Origin of the sequence: Paraburkholderia sp. BL27I4N3, from assembly GCF_003386115.1 — a bacterium.
In the GTDB taxonomy this organism is placed as follows: domain Bacteria; phylum Pseudomonadota; class Gammaproteobacteria; order Burkholderiales; family Burkholderiaceae; genus Paraburkholderia.
Genome location: NZ_QREJ01000001.1, coordinates 6,368,122 through 6,385,873 on the forward strand (window position 1 = coordinate 6,368,122; position 17,752 = coordinate 6,385,873).

Annotated in this window: 17 protein-coding genes and 2 pseudogenes; 10 read left to right on the top strand and 9 right to left on the bottom strand. The window is 60.2% G+C overall.

From position 1 onward, the window contains the following. Position 1 precedes the first annotated feature (1 nt). The 3 genes from ctaD to B0G71_RS28945 form a co-directional block, all read right to left on the bottom strand. Positions 2 to 2,029: a cytochrome c oxidase subunit I gene (gene ctaD / locus B0G71_RS28935; protein ID WP_116146067.1), complete on the bottom strand. Its 2,028-nt coding sequence runs from the start codon at positions 2,027 to 2,029 to the stop codon at positions 2 to 4. Between the two features lie 33 nt (positions 2,030 to 2,062). Further along, positions 2,063 to 3,103 (bottom strand): cytochrome c oxidase subunit II, encoded by a 1,041-nt coding sequence (gene coxB, locus B0G71_RS28940; RefSeq protein WP_116146069.1) that lies wholly within the window; start codon positions 3,101 to 3,103, stop codon positions 2,063 to 2,065. Positions 3,104 to 3,402: 299 nt separating this feature from the next. Next, positions 3,403 to 4,269, bottom strand: coding sequence for an SDR family oxidoreductase (locus B0G71_RS28945; RefSeq protein WP_116146070.1), 867 nt, complete (start codon positions 4,267 to 4,269; stop codon positions 3,403 to 3,405). Positions 4,270 to 4,575: 306 nt separating this feature from the next. Here B0G71_RS28945 and B0G71_RS28950 point away from each other — a divergent pair, with 306 nt between their 5' ends. Together B0G71_RS28950 and B0G71_RS28955 are read left to right on the top strand one after the other, a co-directional pair. Next, positions 4,576 to 4,851 carry a hypothetical protein gene (locus tag B0G71_RS28950; protein ID WP_116148966.1) on the top strand — a complete coding sequence of 92 codons (276 nt, stop codon included), beginning with the start codon at positions 4,576 to 4,578 and terminating at the stop codon, positions 4,849 to 4,851. Positions 4,852 to 4,954: 103 nt separating this feature from the next. Beyond that, positions 4,955 to 5,464 carry a phasin family protein gene (locus tag B0G71_RS28955; protein ID WP_181916841.1) on the top strand — a complete coding sequence of 170 codons (510 nt, stop codon included), beginning with the start codon at positions 4,955 to 4,957 and terminating at the stop codon, positions 5,462 to 5,464. A gap of 306 nt (positions 5,465 to 5,770) precedes the next feature. Here B0G71_RS28955 and B0G71_RS28960 read toward each other — a convergent pair whose 3' ends face one another. The 3 genes and pseudogenes from B0G71_RS28960 to B0G71_RS28970 form a co-directional block, all read right to left on the bottom strand. Then, positions 5,771 to 6,748 (bottom strand): IS5 family transposase, encoded by a 978-nt coding sequence (locus B0G71_RS28960; RefSeq protein WP_116140668.1) that lies wholly within the window; start codon positions 6,746 to 6,748, stop codon positions 5,771 to 5,773. 77 nt (positions 6,749 to 6,825) lie between these two features. Next, a complete protein-coding gene (locus B0G71_RS28965) occupies positions 6,826 to 7,362 on the bottom strand; it encodes a hemerythrin domain-containing protein (protein ID WP_116146074.1) in 537 nt (178 codons plus the stop codon). Between the two features lie 427 nt (positions 7,363 to 7,789). Continuing rightward, positions 7,790 to 8,595, bottom strand: a pseudogene (locus B0G71_RS28970) (transglutaminase family protein). Positions 8,596 to 9,002: 407 nt separating this feature from the next. On the opposite strand from B0G71_RS28970, the gene B0G71_RS28975 reads away from it, so the two are divergent. Then, a complete protein-coding gene (locus B0G71_RS28975) occupies positions 9,003 to 10,295 on the top strand; it encodes an NRAMP family divalent metal transporter (RefSeq protein ID WP_116146076.1) in 1,293 nt (430 codons plus the stop codon). Between the two features lie 135 nt (positions 10,296 to 10,430). On the opposite strand, the gene B0G71_RS28980 is transcribed toward B0G71_RS28975, so the two are convergent. Next, complete coding sequence (locus tag B0G71_RS28980) at positions 10,431 to 10,919, bottom strand: NUDIX domain-containing protein (RefSeq protein WP_116146078.1); 489 nt, start codon at positions 10,917 to 10,919, stop codon at positions 10,431 to 10,433. A gap of 415 nt (positions 10,920 to 11,334) precedes the next feature. On the opposite strand from B0G71_RS28980, the gene phaP reads away from it, so the two are divergent. The 3 genes from phaP (at position 11,335) to B0G71_RS29000 (ending at position 13,897) form a co-directional block, all read left to right on the top strand. Further along, positions 11,335 to 11,829, top strand: a complete 495-nt coding sequence (gene phaP / locus B0G71_RS28985; protein ID WP_116146079.1) for a TIGR01841 family phasin — start codon at positions 11,335 to 11,337, stop codon at positions 11,827 to 11,829. 153 nt (positions 11,830 to 11,982) lie between these two features. Then, on the top strand, positions 11,983 to 12,522 hold the full coding sequence (locus B0G71_RS28990) for a hypothetical protein (protein WP_309546273.1): 540 nt from the start codon (positions 11,983 to 11,985) through the stop codon (positions 12,520 to 12,522). 1,048 nt (positions 12,523 to 13,570) lie between these two features. Beyond that, the gene (locus B0G71_RS29000; RefSeq protein ID WP_116146083.1) at positions 13,571 to 13,897 is read left to right on the top strand and encodes an H-NS family nucleoid-associated regulatory protein; all 327 of its coding nucleotides are present in this window, start codon (positions 13,571 to 13,573) and stop codon (positions 13,895 to 13,897) included. 27 nt (positions 13,898 to 13,924) lie between these two features. Here the strand turns inward: B0G71_RS29000 and B0G71_RS29005 are convergent, their stop codons facing one another. After that, the gene (locus B0G71_RS29005; protein ID WP_116146084.1) at positions 13,925 to 14,434 is read right to left on the bottom strand and encodes a hypothetical protein; all 510 of its coding nucleotides are present in this window, start codon (positions 14,432 to 14,434) and stop codon (positions 13,925 to 13,927) included. Positions 14,435 to 14,487: 53 nt separating this feature from the next. On the opposite strand from B0G71_RS29005, the pseudogene B0G71_RS42150 reads away from it, so the two are divergent. Both B0G71_RS42150 and B0G71_RS29020 read left to right on the top strand, forming a co-directional pair. Continuing rightward, positions 14,488 to 14,607, top strand: a pseudogene (locus B0G71_RS42150) (haloacid dehalogenase type II); the annotation flags it as partial. Positions 14,608 to 15,072: 465 nt separating this feature from the next. Continuing rightward, positions 15,073 to 15,546, top strand: coding sequence for a PRC-barrel domain-containing protein (locus B0G71_RS29020; protein WP_116146086.1), 474 nt, complete (start codon positions 15,073 to 15,075; stop codon positions 15,544 to 15,546). 157 nt (positions 15,547 to 15,703) lie between these two features. Here B0G71_RS29020 and B0G71_RS29025 read toward each other — a convergent pair whose 3' ends face one another. Beyond that, positions 15,704 to 16,666: a D-glycerate dehydrogenase gene (locus tag B0G71_RS29025; RefSeq protein WP_116146088.1), complete on the bottom strand. Its 963-nt coding sequence runs from the start codon at positions 16,664 to 16,666 to the stop codon at positions 15,704 to 15,706. A gap of 70 nt (positions 16,667 to 16,736) precedes the next feature. Between B0G71_RS29025 and B0G71_RS41515 the strand changes: the two genes are divergently transcribed. Together B0G71_RS41515 and B0G71_RS29030 are read left to right on the top strand one after the other, a co-directional pair. Then, entirely contained in the window at positions 16,737 to 16,979 is a 243-nt protein-coding gene (locus tag B0G71_RS41515; protein WP_147439569.1) for a hypothetical protein, read from the top strand. A gap of 1 nt (position 16,980) precedes the next feature. Continuing rightward, on the top strand, positions 16,981 to 17,739 hold the full coding sequence (locus B0G71_RS29030; protein WP_116146089.1) for an SDR family oxidoreductase: 759 nt from the start codon (positions 16,981 to 16,983) through the stop codon (positions 17,737 to 17,739). The last annotated feature ends 13 nt before the right edge of the window (positions 17,740 to 17,752 follow it).

Sequence of the window (17,752 nt, forward strand, 5' to 3'; positions counted from 1 at the left end):
GTCAGCCTCCCGCGTCTTGAACGCTGGCCGGTTCGCGCTGGATCAACACACGTTCCGGCCACAGCCACACGACAATCGACACCGCGCACCCCAGCAGCATCGCGCCGGCAAATGTCCATGCGCTCATCGCGAGTCCCGCGAATACCAGCGTCGCGAACACCGCAAGCCAGAACGGCGCGTATGAATCGCCCGGCATCTTCAGGATCACGTCGGGATTCGCTTCGAGCGCGGTTGTGCCGAGCGCCTCGCGGCCCTGCGCAAGCAGATAGCCTTCATGCAGTCGCGAGCGCGTGTGAAGCGTGACACCCGGCTCTTCGATGCGGCCTTCCCATAACGGATGACGGCTCGCCAGCGTCGGCACCACGGCGAAGTTGTAAGGCGGTGGCGGCGAACTCACCGACCATTCGAGCGTCGGCGCGTCCCACGGGTTGTCGCCGGCCGGCTTGCCGCGCTTCAGGCTGACGAGCAGATCGATCATGAAAATGAGCACGCCCGCGGCGAACAGAAACGACCCCAGCGACGTAACGAGATTCACGGTGTTCCAGCCCATATCGGCGGGATACGTATAGATACGCCTGGGCATACCGAGTAGACCTGCGATATGCATCGGGAAGAAAGCGATATTGAAGCCGGCGAACAACACCCAGAAGCCGAACTTGCCGAGCCGTTCGCTCATCATCCGGCCGGTGAATTTCGGAAACCAGAAATAGATGCCGCCGATCACGGGAAACACGTTGATGCCGAGCAGCACGTAATGCAAATGCGCGACCACGAAGTACGTGTCGGTGAGCTGCCAGTCGAACGGGACGGCAGCGGTCATCACGCCAGACACGCCGCCCACCACGAACAGAAACACGAAGCCCGCGAAAAACATAAACGGTACGCGAAACACCGGCCGACCCGTCCAGATCGTCGCGATCCACGCAAAGGTAGCGACCGCACTTGGAATCGCGATCACCATACTGGCAGCGCCGAAAAACGATAGCGCGAGCGCAGGAATTCCGGTTGCGAACATATGGTGAATCCACACGACGAAACCGATCACCATCGTCGCGACGGTCGATAGCGCGACGGGCCCATAGCCGACCAGAGGACGCCGGCAAAACACCGGCAACGCATCGGAGACGATACCCATGGCCGGCAGCACGACCGCATAGACCCAGGGATGCGCGAAGATCCAGAACAGGTGTTGCCATAGCAGCGGACGTCCGCCGTTCAGCACGTCGAAAAAGTGCGTGCCGATGCGCCGGTCGAGCCACAACAGAAAGAACGCCAGGCTCACCGACGGCACCGCCAACAGATTCCCTCCGGACGCCGTGAGCGTGCCCCACACCAGTACCGGCATGCGATCCAGCGACATGCCTGGCGCGCGCATGCGTAGCAACGTGACCACGAAGTTCATCGAGCCGACCGTTGTCGAGATGCCGAGCAGCACCATGCCGAGCGCGTAGACGTCGATGTTCGGTCCGGTGCTGTACTCGAGACCGGAGAGCGGCGCGTAGTTAAACCAGCCGGCATCCGGCGCCTGTCCGGTCGGAAAGCTCGCATACAAAAAAATGCCGGCAAACAGGAACACCCAGTACGAAAGCGCATTCAGGCGCGGAAACGCCATGTCGCGCGAACCGAGCACCAGCGGCCACAAATAGTTCGAGAAACCGGATAGCACCGGCAATGCGTACAGGAAGATCATCGTCACGCCGTGCATCGTAAAGAGCTGGTTGTATTGCTCGGGCGTGAGAACCGTCGCATTGGGCCGCGCCAGTTGAATGCGCATGATGAGCGCTTCGATGCCGCCCATCAGCAGGAAAATGAAAGCGGTGACCAGATAGCGCAGACCGATGGTTTTGTGATCGACCGTGGAGAGCCAGCCGCGCCATCCCGGCGGCGCTTCCCATATCTCGTGCAGACGTTTTTCTCCGGCACTGCCGGGCATGACGCGGCCGTACTGCGGCGTGCGCTCGAGCGGCAGCGCTTCGCACGCGGCCTGCCGTGTGGGTGCCGTTAGAGCGGGCCTCGCGTTATCGGACATTAAAGGACGCTCCTCTGATTGCGGGCCAAGGGTTTAATGCAGTGTGGCCAGATAGGCCGACAGCGCCGCGGCTTCGCCCGCGTTGAGCGCGATGCTCGGCATCAACGACTCGGGTTTGATCGACTGCGCGTGTTGAATCCAGTCGAGCAGATGATCCGGCGTGTTAGTCAGCACACCCGCCGCGATCAGACGACGCGAGTTCAGATGCGTGAGATCGGGCGCTTGCCGACCGTCCGCGTCCGTGCCGCGAATCGTGTGGCAACCGGCGCAGCGCTCGGCGAATAGATGACGGCCCGCCGTGACGCTGCTGTCAGCCGCGGATACCGCCGTTTTTCCCTGCGCGTCGCGCCATGCGTTGAAATGCGCCGGACTCTGTGCGACCACTTCAAACGCCATGTGCGCATGCTGTGCGCCGCAGAACTGCGAGCATTGCCCGCGATAAATGCCCGCTCGATCGGCCTGGATCCATTGCTCGTTCGTCTGACCGGGGATCGTCTGCGTTTTGCCCGCCAGTCGCGGCACCCAGAAAGCGTGCACGACGTCCGCGCTTTTCAACGCTATCTTTACAGGTTCGCCGACGGGAATATGGATCTCGTTGGCCGTGCTGAAGTTGCGCGCGGGATCGGGATCGTCGGCGTAGTCGACTTTCCACCACCAGTCGTAAGCAGTCACGCTGATGGTCAACTGAGGATGCGTGGCAGGCGTTGCGACCGCCTGCAGTGTGATGAGGATATAGACCAGCATCGCCAGCAAGGCCACCGACGAAACGCCCGTGCCGATATAAATCCAGCGCATGCCGCCGGATTCGGCGTTAAGCGAATCGCTGGCGGCGGTGGGACGTTTGCGAGCGATCGCGGCGATCAGCAAGCCTGCAATGACCACTGTCACCGTCACTGAAACACCTGCCATGAGCCAGCCTAAATGCATGGTCGGCGCGGCGGCGGGTCCCGCGGTGTGGAGGAAATAGTTGAGTGGCGCGCTCGGACGGGCTTGAGCGCTCGTAGCCGACAGAGTCAAAGCAACGAAACGAATGCCGACAAAAACGCGTTGGGCAACAGCCGTCGTCAATCGCATGCATGTCTCCTCTTGGCCCCCGCCGACAGATCCGCAGTCGAACTACCGCGCGCAAAAACGCTGCGCTGGTGTAAGGACGCAGCAGCAAATATCGGGCCGCGCCGCGACGACGAGGTCTTCGATTGCCGATGCCAACTATCTCCAAGCCGATGTGAATGCGCCGTCTGCCATTTGCAAGGAACATGCGTCGCGGTCCAGGCGACGCGCACGAAAGCTCCCCTGCTTGCTTGCTCGCTCGCGCCAATCAGCCGATCGAAGCAACGCCTGCCCGGAGTAATTCCTATGACGGCTTCACCGGCTCAGATAATCGGCGCCCCGCCCGTCACCGCGATCGTTGCGCCCGAGATATAGCTGGCTTCATCGGAGGCCAGCATCACATAGGCTGCGGCCAGTTCGGCCGGCTGACCCGGGCGTTTCATCGGCACCTGTTCGCCGAACTTCTGCACTTTCTCGGCCGGCATGGTCGACGGAATCAAAGGCGTCCAGATCGGACCCGGCGCGACACAGTTCGCCCGTATGCCCCGCTCCGCCAGCAATTGAGCCAGGCCGCCAGTGAAATTCTGAATCGCGCCCTTGGTAGTCGCGTAGGCGATCAACCCGGGATTCGGATGATCCGCGTTAATCGACGACGTATTCACGATCGAGGCGCCAGGCTTCATATACTTCAACGCGGCCCGCGTAATTCTGAACATCGCACCGATGTTGGTATCGAAGGTCTTGTCCCATTCTTCGTCGCTAATATCTTCGAGCGATGGATAGCTCATCTGATAGGCCGCATTGTTGACCAGCACGTCGAGCCGCCCGAATGCCTCGACCGCCCGTTCGACGATCTCCTTGCAATGCGCCGGGTTGGTGATGTCACCGCGCAGCAGCAACGCCTTGCGGCCAGCCTCCTCCACCCAGCGCGCGGTTTCACGCGCATCGTCGTCTTCATTGAGGTAGCTGATCAACACGTCCGCGCCCTCGCGCGCGAACGCGATCGCGACGGCACGGCCAATGCCGCTGTCGCCACCGGTAATGATGGCCGCCTTGCCCGCAAGGCGGCCCGAACCCTTGTACGACTTCTCGCCGTGATCCGGTTGCGGCTTCATCGGCGCGGTTTGTCCGGGTGTCTGATCCTGCTGCTGATCGGGAAAAGGTGGCGTAGGACGATGCGTGTCGGTCATGACAATCTCCAGAAGCAGTAATGACGTAAGCGGTGTGCCTTGGCAGGTCGCAGCTAGCTTGCTCACAGCAACGTTCGGGCCCGCGTGGGGCGCCGAGCCGAACCACCGTCAGACACGCGGCTATACGGACTCCCGACGCGATACGCCAGATGTGAATGCAGAGGCCTACGACCTACCGCAAGGAGAAATCGGCATGTTCATTTCGCGGTGCGGCGGCGCCCCCCGCTCACGGCACAGGAATTGCGCGAATGGAGACGCGGACGTTGTGCCGATCCCGGCAACTGCTAAATGTTTGAGGAGACTCTTATGAAAGTCACAAAAGGTATTTTCATTTCGGCACTATTTGTAGCCATCTCAGGAAGCGCCTATGCACAAGGCGCGGGCGGAGGGGCAGCCGCGGGTCAAGGCGGAACTGGCATGAGTAAGCCCAATGCAAACAGTTCAACTGACACGGTTTCGGGCGCCTCCGGGACAAACAGCATGGCGACTTCCGGAGCCACCTCGAACAAGAAGATGATGCATAAGAAGCCCAGCGCCGCCACGCCGGCGTCGGCTACAAACCCTGGTTCCGGCGGAAACTGATTAACGTACCGATTGACATCGCCCGTGGTCGGCTCGTTTGATTCGCGCTAGTTTGATGCCGCCGCGATTTGGACGTAAGAGGGGCTCCGTCGAGGAGCCCCATTTGCCAGAATTTACCTTTGCTTGTACCGCAGGAATTGTTTTGCCCGCGGTACGCGCCCGCAAATTCATCCAACTTCAAACACTCGTCGTTCTCCCATCTGGAGCATCCGTGAATACACTAAACCCCCTACGTTTGGCCGACACACAGACCGCTGCTATCACGCAGCTATTCGCGTTCTCGAGCAACGCGTTCGATGGCATCGAAAAGCTGACCGCGTTGAATCTGCAGGTGGTCAAAGCGACGCTCGCTGAAAACCAGGCGTTGATGGCCAAGGCGTTGTCCTCGAGGCCCGAAGAACTGTTTGCGTTATCGGCAAGCCTCGCAAAGCCCACTGCGGAGAAAATCGCGGCATATAACCGTCACGTCTACGAAATCATGTCAGGCGTTCAGACTGCGTTGTCTGCAACCGCGCCGTCCCAGCACCAGCGGTATCAGCGTGACGCACTGGAATTCGCCGAGAACATCGCGAAGAACGCTTCGCCCGGTACGAGCGTTGTAGCAGCGGAATAGATGCAGAGCGGGGAAGATAAAGGGGCGGCGCGTCGCGTCAATGCGTTCGCAGCCGCTGAAAATCTCGCTCTATTGCAGTATCGGCAATTGATAGCGCAGCGCCCGTTGCGCCATGGGCATCGTCCCAAAGCGTGGCTCGCATGCGCCGGTTATCGCGCATCCGGAGTTAGGGCTACACTGAACAAGCCGCGAAATTGGCGACGCGTTAGCAATTTGAACGTCGTCAAGTCATGAGGCCGAGCTTGCGCCGTTGCTTTGCGGCCCTCGCGGGCCTTGTGGGCGGGCACTTTGCCCGCCTTTGGCCCACTATGGGCGTACCGATGCCGTCAGTTGCCTGCGCGACAGGTAGACGTTGGCCAGCGCGAGCGCGACGAACGCCCGGTTGGCGTTCTTTGCCAACCCGCGATAGCGCACCTTCGTAAATCCCCATAGTCGCTTCACGACCGCAAAGACATGCTCGACCCGGGCCCGGATCTTCGACTTGTTGCGATTCCTGCCGCGCTGCACCTCGTCGACTTCTCCGCCCGCACGACGCGTCCGCTGATTGGTGAAGTCGCGTGCCTTCGGCGCCTTGCCGTGAATCAGGTCTTTCTGGCTCGCATAGGCGCTGTCGCCGTAGACGCGCTGCTCCTGGCCGTGCAGCAATTGCGGCAGCGGGTGCTTGTCATGCACGTTGGCCGGAGTGAGCACTGCGCTGTGCGCCAGCCCGCTTTGGCTATCGACACCAATGTGCAGCTTCATGCCGAAGTACCACTGCTTACCCTTGCGGGTCTGATGCATCTCGGGGTCGCGCGCCTTCTGTTCATTCTTTGTCGAGCTCGGCGCACCGATGATCGTGGCGTCCACGATGGTGCCGCTCCTGAGCTTCATGCCGCTGGCCTGAAGTACCCGGCCCACTTCGGCGAAGAGCTGCTCACCCAGTTGGTGGGTCTCCAGCAGGCGCCGGAATTTGAGCAGCGTCGTCGCGTCCGGCACGGCTTCGCAGCCCAGATCAATACCCACAAAGCGACGCAGGCTAGCACTGTCGTACAGTGCCTCTTCGCAGGCGAAGTCGGCCAGATTGAACCAGTGCTGGATGAAGTGAATCCGCAACATGCGCTCCAGACCAATTGGCGGGCGGCCATTGCCGCGTTTCGGATAGTGCGGCTCGATCACCGCGCACAACTGCGCCCATGGCACGATCGCATTCATCGTGTCGAGAAACTCGTCGCGCCGCGTGCGTTTGCGGTGCGTCTCAAAACCCGCACCTTGATCGGCTGCCATCGCCAGCGTCTGCTGCTTCATCCTGGTTCGCCTTCCTCATTCAATCCGATCTCTATAACGCTTGACGTACCGGATCGGTGGACTTAATCAGCGTTGCCTTAGGCAGTAAGTGACCTGTCGCCGACCAGCCTGCTACCTGCCGCATCCAGCTTGCTCTGCAATTCCGCCTTACGCTTGGCCATTTTTTCACCCAGTGCGCGGAGATTGCAGCTAGTTTTGCGCAGCTCCGGAAAGAGTTCCTCCTCTTCTTCCTCGACATGATGGCCCACCATCTCGCTCATCACTTTAAAGGTCGCATCAAAGCCCTTGTCGCCAGCCTTCATGGTTTCAAATTTGGCGATCAAGGTCTTGACGAGGAAATGTTCGACATAGGCTTCCTCGACGTCTATCGCGTCGCTGTCAGGTAACGCTTCCTGGGCGGCCGGATAAAGCAACTCCTCTTCGAGCATCGTGTGAATGGAAAGCTCTTCGCAGGCACGCTGCGCGAGCGCCGACTTTGCTTCAAGATCGTCGTCGGCTGCTTTCTCGAATGCCTTGAATAGTTTTTCCACAGCGCGATGTTCGGCCTCGAGGAAAGCGAGCGCGTCGAGCGCGCCCGAGCCCGTTTCTGTTTTGTCCTGTTTCGTGGTTTCCATGTCGATCTCCTCGGCTATAGGGTTGACTGCAACGCGGCTGCTTGCAGCGGTTCAGCACGATCTTTCGCAACCCGCGTGCCTACTCAGCGTGGGACTTAACGCGACGTGGGAGGCGACACGAAGTTCAAGATTCGGTCAGGCGCCAGGCGACCGACGCGTGGCGCCTGAAACGCTTCGGCCGGCTCTCGCCCGATCAATTCATAAGATCAGGTTTTCGAGCCGACCTAATTCCGCAGGCTTCTCACAGACTGCCTCGAATCTCACTTTTATCATTTCCTGAAGACTTGAAAGAATGCGCCCGCAACGACCATTCCCGCTCCCTGCTCGTTGAAACCACCAGCCAATCGATGACGACGCGCCTTCATCTTTTGATTATCGGCCGGGACATAAACCGTCGGCGACGATACCGGCAACGACCGCTCAGCGCTCATCCATCTGGCTCGCAAACGACCATAAATCGGGTAAGCGACGTCGGTCCGAACGTATTGCTGATCGCGACATCGGCGGCATCCCTGCCGCGTGCCATCAGGATGCGCCCCGTGCGCGGCGCATTGTTCCGCGGATCGAAGTTTCCCAGCTGTTTCCCAGATACGCCTCAAACCAGGCGCAGAAGTCCATCGGTGGATAGGGAGGCGGAAGACCCACATCGCTGATGTAGCCGGTGCAATAGCGCGCAGGAATGTTCATCGCACGGCACAGCGCGACCGCGAGATGCGCGTAGTCGCGGCAGACGCCGACACCGTCCTGCCACGTTTGCCATGCTGTTTTGGTGGGCCGCGCGCAGTTGTAGTCGAAGCGGATATGGCTGTGCACGAAGTCGCAAATCGCCTGGACGCGAGCTCCGCCGAGCGGCGTGTGGCCGAACATTTGCCACGCAACCTCCGAAAGCAAATCAGTCTCACAGTAGCGGCTGCCGAGCAGAAACATCAAGCATTCGTCGGGTAACTCTTCAACTGCGTTCTGATAGTTGTTGGACCCGATTAGCTCGTGATGCGGCGGCACCTCGAATACGCCGCGCGCCGATAGCGTGAGCACCCCGGGCGGGGCGGTAAGACGTGTGCAAAGGTTGCCGAACGAGTCGTGATACTGCCGAAGCGAAACCCAGGGATGCGTAATGACGTGATCAGGAACGACCATGTCTGGAGCGCGGGAGCTGTGCGTATTCAGCATCAGAAGCATCGGCGTCGATTGCGCACACTCGTACACCAACTCATAACCCACGCGAAGTTTCATTCGATTACCTTTTTCGGCGGCACTGTGAACAAGGCGGTAACCATAGGGGAAGAGCAACGCTCGTTCCCAGCGCACGGTCGATCCTGCGGGAGACTGTCCTCATGCGCGCGGAAAAGCGCTCGGACACAACCAATTGGCGCTCCCTCTCCGGAGGAATACCGGCACGGCACGGCAACAAGTCCGGCACAAAAAGTGCGTCGAAGCAAAATGCTGCTGGCGTCGCAGCAGTAGAGACTCGATAACAGGCGAGGCGTATGGCGCGACTGGCGGCAATCACCTGACTTAACGAACAGCACGAATGCGGCCGCCTGAATGGCATCCCGGCAACAACCAAAGATAAGCGTCAGCGAAGGTAAGCCAGTCGCACGAGACGGCCGGGTTTTGCCAGCGGCGGCGCAAGGAGAACCATGTCTGCAGCGGGCGAACATGAACGAAGTGTGAATGCGCGCGACGAGTTGCCGGCGCATTCGTGGGCCACCCATGTCGGCCCGGGACTGGTTTCAACCGCCACAGACAACGACCCTAGCGGTGTGGTGACGTATTCGCTAGCCGGGGCGCAATTCGGTTACGACATGCTGTGGATGTGTGCCCTGTCGTATCCATCGATGGTGGCGTTCCAGCTTGTCGCGGCACGAATCGCCGCGCAGACGGGTAAAGGGTTGACGCTGAACATGCGCGAGCATTATTCGCGGCTCCTGTTCTATCTCGCCGTGACGCGCTTTCTCGTTGCCAACATTCTCAATATCGCGGCCGACGTCGTCGCGATGGGGGTCGGCGCGCAACTCCTATGGCACGGTTCAGTACCGCTGTTCGCCGCGGTCTTCGGCATGCTGTCGATTGCGCTCCAGTGGTTCGTGCCCTACGCGCGCTATGCGCGGATTCTCAAGTGGCTCGCAGCGTGCCTGTTTGCATACGTCGGCGTTACGCTGACAAGCCATCCGTCATGGACAACGCTCGCTCTACACGCGGTCGTGCCGCGAATCACATGGAGCGTCGACTACTTCAAAATGCTGTTGGCGGTGCTGGGTACGACAATCAGCCCGTATCTGCTGTTCGCCCAAGCCGAACAGCAGATCGAAGAACACTCGCCTCAAGCGGCCGTCCCGGACCGCGCACGGAGCGACCTTCAGTTGAAGAAATTGCGCGGCGACACGCTCGTCAGAACGATCCTCTCGAACGCCATTGGCTTATTCATCATGGCAGCGGCCGCGTTGACACTTCACGTGAGCGGCCATGGTCTTGTCGACGTCCAGGATGCCGCGAGCGTACTGCGGCCGCTAGCTGGTGGATATGCGACGCACGTGCTCGGGCTGGCGTTCATCGGTACGGGGCTGCTCGCGCTGCCACCCCTCGCCGGGTCCGCGGCCAACGCCGCGGTGAGTGCGCGGGACCGGCGCGCCGGCAGGCAACGCAACCGGCCGGTTGCGCGGGCGCTGCTTGTCGTGATGGCGCTTGGCGTCATGATTGGCGTGGCACTGACGCTCGTGCCGATCGAGCCTGTGCGGGTGCTTTACTGGAGCGCTGTGCTCAACGGCTCTACAGCTACGCCTGTCATGGTGATGCTTGTGCTGCTGAGCATGAAACGTTCGGCAGTGGGCGATCTCAGTGCGCATTGGACTTTGCGCGCGTTGTGCTGGCTTGCCACGGTATTTGCAGGCGCGGCGCTGGTCGCTGAATTCGCATGCAAGTGGCTAGGCTGAGCGCGCCAATCGACTTCAGCCGAGCGAGGCAGGTGTCGTTTGATCGCATGCAGCCAAGGACAAGATCAGGCGTGACCGGCCGGCTATCGCCCGTCACCTGGAGCCGTCGAGATGGCCCAACAGGAAAAGGACCGACTAACCGCGGACATTCTTGCCAAGATACGCAGTGACCGCCTTCGTCAGCGCGATGCCGTGCAATTCCTCTGGCGATGCCAGATGCGCGGCGACAATCTCACGATTATCAAGCCGCAACTCCGGCATGCGATCGAGGTGCAGTTCAAAGAAATGCACCTGGTCTTTTCGCCCATCCCAAACGCCGAAAACACTGCCCGCGGCGACTAGTGTGCCAGACGACAGGCCAATTTCCTCTTCCATTTCGCGCCGCGCTGCCGCATCAGGAGCCTCACCGGGCCGCACGCTTCCGCCGGGAAAATTCCACTCGGCCCGGTACGACGATTTCACGAGTAATAGCGAGCGCCCGACGTAGATTGCTACTAGCGCGCCTTCGTGACGAGGCCGCCGAACGTGCCACCAGACGCGAGCGAGCTGGAATCCGAGGCGAAGCACCATGCGCCAGATAGAGTCGATAAGCGTAGCTGATCGTGCTCGTTCAACGCTCGGCATGCATTCTCTCCTTTGTTTTTCATATCAAGAGGGTGTCCTGGGGCGATGCGTGAGTGCGGCCTCAATGATTCGGCGTCCGTCACAGCACTGCCGGGAAACCGTAGTTTAGCCACCCGAGCACTCATCGTCGCAGTCCGTCGAGCTTGGGCCGTGACCTCTGTCCAGACAGCGTAGCGGCGAATTGATTCAACGGAGCCCGCGTCATCAGGCCCGGCTGGCGTCGTCTTGCGAGAGGTGCACTGGCAGCCGCAAAGAAATTCTTCGACCACACGACGAAACCGATTGACATCCCAATATTCCCCCGTACAATGGGTTTTGTTGCAGCGCAGCAATTTACGTTTCCCCTCTTGGCGCGCGGTTTTGTTTTCATTCAGAGCCCCTCGCACTCTTGCCGCCTTACCTTTACGGAGCAGTGATGAGCACGCTTATTCCCCAACAATTGGTTGCCGCCCAACAGTCCAGCCTCGAGGCGCTTTTCGGCCTGACGAACAAAGCATTTGCAGGTTTCGAGCAGCTGGTCGCGTTGAATTTGCAAGTTGGCAAAGCGGTCCTCGCCGAAAACCAGGAAATCGTCACCAAAGCACTTTCAGCGGGCAACCCGGGCGCGCTGTTCGCGCTGCAAGCAAGCCTCTCCCAGCCTGTGGCGGAAAAGGTGGTGGCATACGGCCGCCAGGTTCATGAAATCGTGTCCGGCGTTCAGAGCGAAATCTCCGCCGCAGCGACCGCGCAAGGCCAGCAGTTCCAACGGGACGCGCAAGGTTTCGTGGAAAGCCTTCAGAAGAACACGCCGGCAGGAAGCGAATCCGCTATTGCCGCGTGGAACTCGGTTCTCTCGGCAGCGAATGCAACGTATGAATCGGCTAACAAGGCCGCCAAGCAGTTCGTGACGAGCGTGTCCGCCGTTCACTAAGACCCTGCGTCTTTCCAGACTTTTTGTGTCTACCAATGCGAACTTCGGTTCGCATTTCTTTTTCCTGAACCGGATGTATCGAGAAGCGACTAACGCTGCGTAGGGTTGCTTCAGAACAGCACCACGAGACAGCGCACTTCAGCCAAGGACGAAATGACCGGACACTCTGCGATCGACGATCGATTTGATCGACGAGAACTGCTGCTTCACCTGGGCGACATTCTCGCCGCGTTGAACTGTTTAAACGACGCGAACGAACCGGGCGCCGCAGTGGCCCATCTTGTGCAGAAACATGCTTCACTGCAGGACTTCGCGTTCCTCAAAGCCTTGGCACCGACAATGACGGTGGCCGAATTCAGCACACACGTCGGCCGCTCATTTTTCTTATGGCCGAGTGAGTTGCTCGCGGCGGAACTCAACCGTGACGCTCTGGCATCGGCCGTTCAGCGGAACCTGTTCGACGGAAATCCCGAGGGCTGGAATGCGTATGCCGGCTACCTCCGGAAGAAAGTAAATTGGTTCGGCACCGGACTGTCGAATCATAGTAAAGACGCTCCGGCTGAACCATTGCGCGATGTCCCTAATGAGGTGGGTCCGGTCGACGCACCGGCTAAGGTCGTGCCGGCCGCGGAAGTCAATGCGCGCGATGAGAAAAGAGGCTGGCCTTGGCCCGGACCACGGTCGACGTCCTGACGCGTGCCGCTGCTGGCCCATACCTCGAGATCAAGATTCCCGAGCACTCAAACTCGGAGCGCAAAGCGTTTTCCGCCGGCTCCTGAAGCCGGCGGACGCTTCGCCTATCCAAACACCTGTCATACCAGAACGCGCGCGAACCTCAATGGATGAAAAGCGGAGCCGGCCAGCCCGCCCAGCGGTGCCGGTCCCTTTTCCGACGCGAGCAGACAGGACCGTCTGCTGCCGACTCGCGCGCCGCCGGCTGGTTTTAGCTGCCCCCGAAAAAAACGTTGCATTGCGGGTCCACCCTGCACGACCTGGCATGTCTCGCGCCGCTTTGCATACGGGTATCCGGCGTGCCGCCGTAGGCCTCCATCCCCCTACTGGGCGAAGAATCAGCCTGAGTTGCGGCGCTTTGCTGGGGGGCGGGTTGTGCAGCATCGGGCATGCTTTGCGCATACGCCAACCCCGCCACAATAAACAATCCGAAAGCAGAAGCACCCATCGATCGTAATTTCATGTCGGCTCCTTAAGCTAGATTGAGTTCCATCCATGTGATTGGTTATTCGCGTGTCGCGCGGTTCAAATCTATACAGGATGTACGGATGCGAAGCCGTCTTCGAATCCGTGGGCCAATCGCCCGAGGCCAAAGTTTCAGGCAATTGGGAAGAAGCGAAGCGCAGTGCGCCAAGCGAAGGTCTGTGGACGCGGGATGGCGTGCGAACAGGCAATGTCGATGGATTTCATGGACCCACCGACACGCAATAGTCGCCCCTGCAAATACGTTATAGGGCGCAGAAAGTCGAAACGAAAGCGAATGTTTTTTGACCCGATACCTCCACACAACACGGCAGCGATTTTCGTGGCGCGTCGAGATCGGAGCTGTCATCAAGGGTCGCGAAAGTTTTTGCACTCTGCCTGCAACAGTGTTTTCAGAAATCGCACATCGACACCGACTTTCGTCGACACGATACTTCCCACATCCGAATTGTGTGGTGACGGGACGTGTCGGCAAGGCAAGACAACACGAGCCCGCTACAAGGCTGGAACTTCGAAGGGGAACGACATGGACGAGCAGAAACGCCTCAGCATGATCGCTTATCTGCGCCGCAAGATGACCACCGTGGGCATCAAGGTGGGCGACCTCAAGGCGGCAATCGCCGAAGACAGGGCGCGTCAAAAGTCGGCGCGATATCGCAGTGCTTTCGGCGACACCTGGGACGGCAAGGGCGACATGCCGCAGTGGCTTAAGCAAGCCACGAGCGCTGGGCAATCACTGGCGCACTTTGCGATCGACAAACCGTCGACATCGGCTAGCCGTCAACGGCCTGTCATCGACTGGAGTCGTGACCCGTTCGCGGGCACACGCCTCGCGACAGTTCGGGCGTCCTGATCTGACAGGGTGCGTCGCTCCGGGCGTTCAATGCGAACGCCCGTGGCCTCCGCCACCGCCATAGTAGTGGCCGCCGCCCATACCGTGCCCTGGATATCCGCCGCCACCCCAGCCGCCATGACCGCCCCAACCGCCCGGATATCCGTGCCCCCAGTAGCCGTGGTGACCCCAGTAGCCGTATCGGCCGCCTCCATAACAGCAGCCGCCCCAATAGCCGAAACTCAGTGACACTGAGGGGCCCCACCACGCGGGCGAGCCGTAGTAGGGATACGCAACCGGGTAATACGCAGGCGCGACGTAGACGGGCACGGCTGGGGCGATATAGGTGTTCGTGGCCACCGTCGCATCTGACGCAACCGCACCATCTGCCGCTGTGCCGGCCGTCGAGAAAGGATATTGCTGCCCGGCGACCGTCGGCACACCGCCATAGGGAACGTAGCCGTACGGCACGTAGTAGTAGCAACCGGACAAAGCGGCGGACGAGACCACCAACGCAACGACGCGGCCCGTGCGCGACGTTGCGTCGAGCGTTTTCATGACGTGCTCCACAGTCTGACACGGCGCGGCATGGCGCGCCTCTAATACAGTCAGCTTACTCCAACGGCGACCTCGCAGCGGCACGTCGATGTGGCTTGAAAACGGCGTTCATCGTGCGCCGGGTCGAACACGGCCCAGGCCAACAGAGGGGCCTGCATGCTGAACAGAGTTGAGATTTCCCCGGCTGCCCGACATAGCGGCTCGGCTTACACGCACCGGCATTTTGTCGTACAAATTGCTTCCAGCGGCAATCGAATTCTCGTCATCGAGCCTTCACATATTGACGGGACAATCGCGCCACTGAGAGAGCGCGGGGTGTCGCTACCCCAAAAAATCAAATGCAAATTCTGCCGAACACACCGGCCACCAGAATCAGCTTTCATCGCGGGTATGGTCTCCGCGCAAGTACGACGCCGACTGGCGATGGTCTGCATTCCGCCGACCTCGTTATCGAACAGCCAGGACGGCCGCCGCAAGCTTTCGCCTCGTTGGACCTGTTCTACGACCATGAACAGGCAATCCATTACGCCACTGTCTGGGGCCGCATTTGGGTCGACTCAAAGACCTGACACCAACCTGCTCCACTCAGGAACGCCGCTTGCGCGCCACTGGATTACCTTTTTCGAAGGAGGTAAATCATGGGCTCAATCAACCCGCAAGGTGACACCGGCCGCGGAGCGGAAATAGTCGGTGGTGGTATCGGCGAAGGGCCGGGACCGGACATCATGGCCGCGGCAACGCTCGACGGGAACAAGGTCATGTCCTCTGACGGCGAACACGTCGGGAAAATTTCGGACATCATGCTGGACGTCAGGAACGGACGTATCGCCTACGCGGTACTTTCCGAGGGCGGCTTTCTCGGAATGGGTTCCACCCTGCACGCCATTCCATGGAGTGCGTTGACGCTCGACACGGACCAGAAGTGCTTCTTCGTCGACATTACCGCACAGCGTCTGAAAGACGACCCGGGTTTCGACAAAGACCACTGGCCGACGATGGCAGACGCGAAGTGGGGAGAGTCGACTTACAGCTACTACAATCGCCAGCCGTACTGGGCAGCGACCCATGACGTGGTGGAAAGCGACCCTGCCATCAGACCGAGCGAACACTGAATAACACCAACAGGTAAGCCGTGCCGGGCGGACGGCTAGTCTGTCGCTCCAGCGCTTGCGCCCACCGCGCCTCATTGCGGTGGGCGCAAGCGCACCGAACAATCCATAAGCCGTATTCGAATGGAGCGGGCCCGACAGGTATTCGAGGCAGCGAACGTCAGACCGGATTCAAGGCAGGCCGCTCATCCAGCACGGCGGCAACATTGTCCAGCGCCGTGAAACCCATCTGATCCCGAGTCTCCATCGTGGCGCTCGCCATGTGAGGCGTCAGGAACACATTGTCGAGTCCGGCGAACCGCTTATCGACCGTGGGCTCATTCCGGTACACGTCCAGCCCTGCGCCGAATAGATGTCCCGAAGTCAGCGCTTCGTAGAGCGCGTCTTCGTCCACCAGTGCACCACGCGCCGCGTTGACAAAAACCGCGCCGGTCGGCAGGAGCGCAAATTCCTTTTTCGTCATCAACGGGGCGCCCCCGCCCGGCACATGCAGCGTCAGCACGTTGCAGTGCGGCAGCATGTCGTCGAGACTGCTGTAGAAGGTCGCGCCATTTTCCAGCGACGCAGCCGCACGGTTGATGTCCGTATAGATCACGCGCATGCCGAACCCCTGCGCACGCTTCGCGACCGCGCGTCCGATACGCCCGAATCCGACAATGCCCAGCGTCTTGCCATTCACGCGCATACCCAGCATCTCGGTCATCCCGAATGATTTGCCCCAGCCGTTGCGCATGATCCGTTCATATTCGGACGCGCGCCGGCAGGCCGCCAACACGAGCAGCAGGGAAAAATCGGCCGTGCATTCGGTCAACGCATCGGGTGCGTTCGTGACGACGATTCCCTTCTCGCGGGCGGCCGCCACGTCCATGTGATCGAAACCGGCGCTGGCGTTCGCAATGATCTTCACGGTCGAAGGCAGCGCGGCAATATGCTCTGCCTGCAAACCGGACTTCTTCCCGATCAACACGGCCGGCGTCTCGTGCTTTTTGCAAAAGTCGACGACAGACCACGCGTCCATATCGGACTCGGTCACGAAGGCATGGAATTCGGTCTTCGCGCGATTCGCCACGGCTGTGGGCACCTTTCGCGCAATCAACAGCCTGGTGCGGTTATTTTCCGACATGATGTTTCCTTGGGGTAGGCAGACGTCGAGAGACTACGAAACCGCGAGCGGGACCGTCAATGTTGATTCGATGAATCAACTATCGAAAACGATTCACCCGTTTATTCGTTCGCAGCGCACCCTGCACGTTGCGATTCGTTTTCTTCCCAGCCCGAACCCGCGCGCTGCCGGCAACACGCGCATCAGGAAAACCCTGGTGCGCGCCCCATCGGCAAGGCGCCCAGATGTTGATTCAATGAATCAAGATTGCTCGACGGATAGCGCGAATGCAACTCTGCTTCCCGTGTTCAACCGAACTGTCGAGAGGAAGTGAAATGCCTGCATCGAAGAAATTTGCTGCTGTGACCGGCGCCGGCTCCGGCATCGGCCGCGCCGCCGCCGTGGCGCTCGCCAATGCGGGATTCGCCGTTGCGCTGATCGGGCGCAGAGCCGAGCCGCTGCTGGAAACGAAGGAAACCATCGGCGTGGGCGGTGGAGAAGCGCATGTATTCCAGGCCGACGTTGCCGACGCGGCATCGGTCGAGCACGCGTTTTCGCGCATAGCCGAGACCTTCGGCCGGCTCGACGTGCTCTTCAACAACGCAGGCCGCAACGCGGGCGCCGTGCCGCTGGAAGACTACGATGCCGATTTCTGGAACGATGTCGTGGCCACCAATCTGACCGGCGTCTTTCTGTGCGCTCGGGCCGCTTATCGCTTGATGAAAACGCAGTCTCCTCAAGGCGGACGAATCATCAACAACGGATCGATCTCCGCTCACTCGCCGAGGCCGCATACCATCGCCTATACGGCGACAAAACATGCCGTCACCGGAATCACCCGCTCGATCGCGCTGGACGGACGTGCGTTCAACATCGCCTGCGGCCAGATCGATATCGGTAATGCGGCCACATCGCTCACGGAACGCATGAACCGCGGCGTACTGCAAGCGGACGGACGCATGGCGCCTGAAGCAAGAATGGATGTGACGCACGTCGCGAACGCCGTCGTGCATATGGCCAGTCTTCCGCTCGAAGCCAATGTTCTCAACATGACCATCATGGCGAGCGCGATGCCGTTCGTCGGCCGCGGATAAACCGCCCTCACGC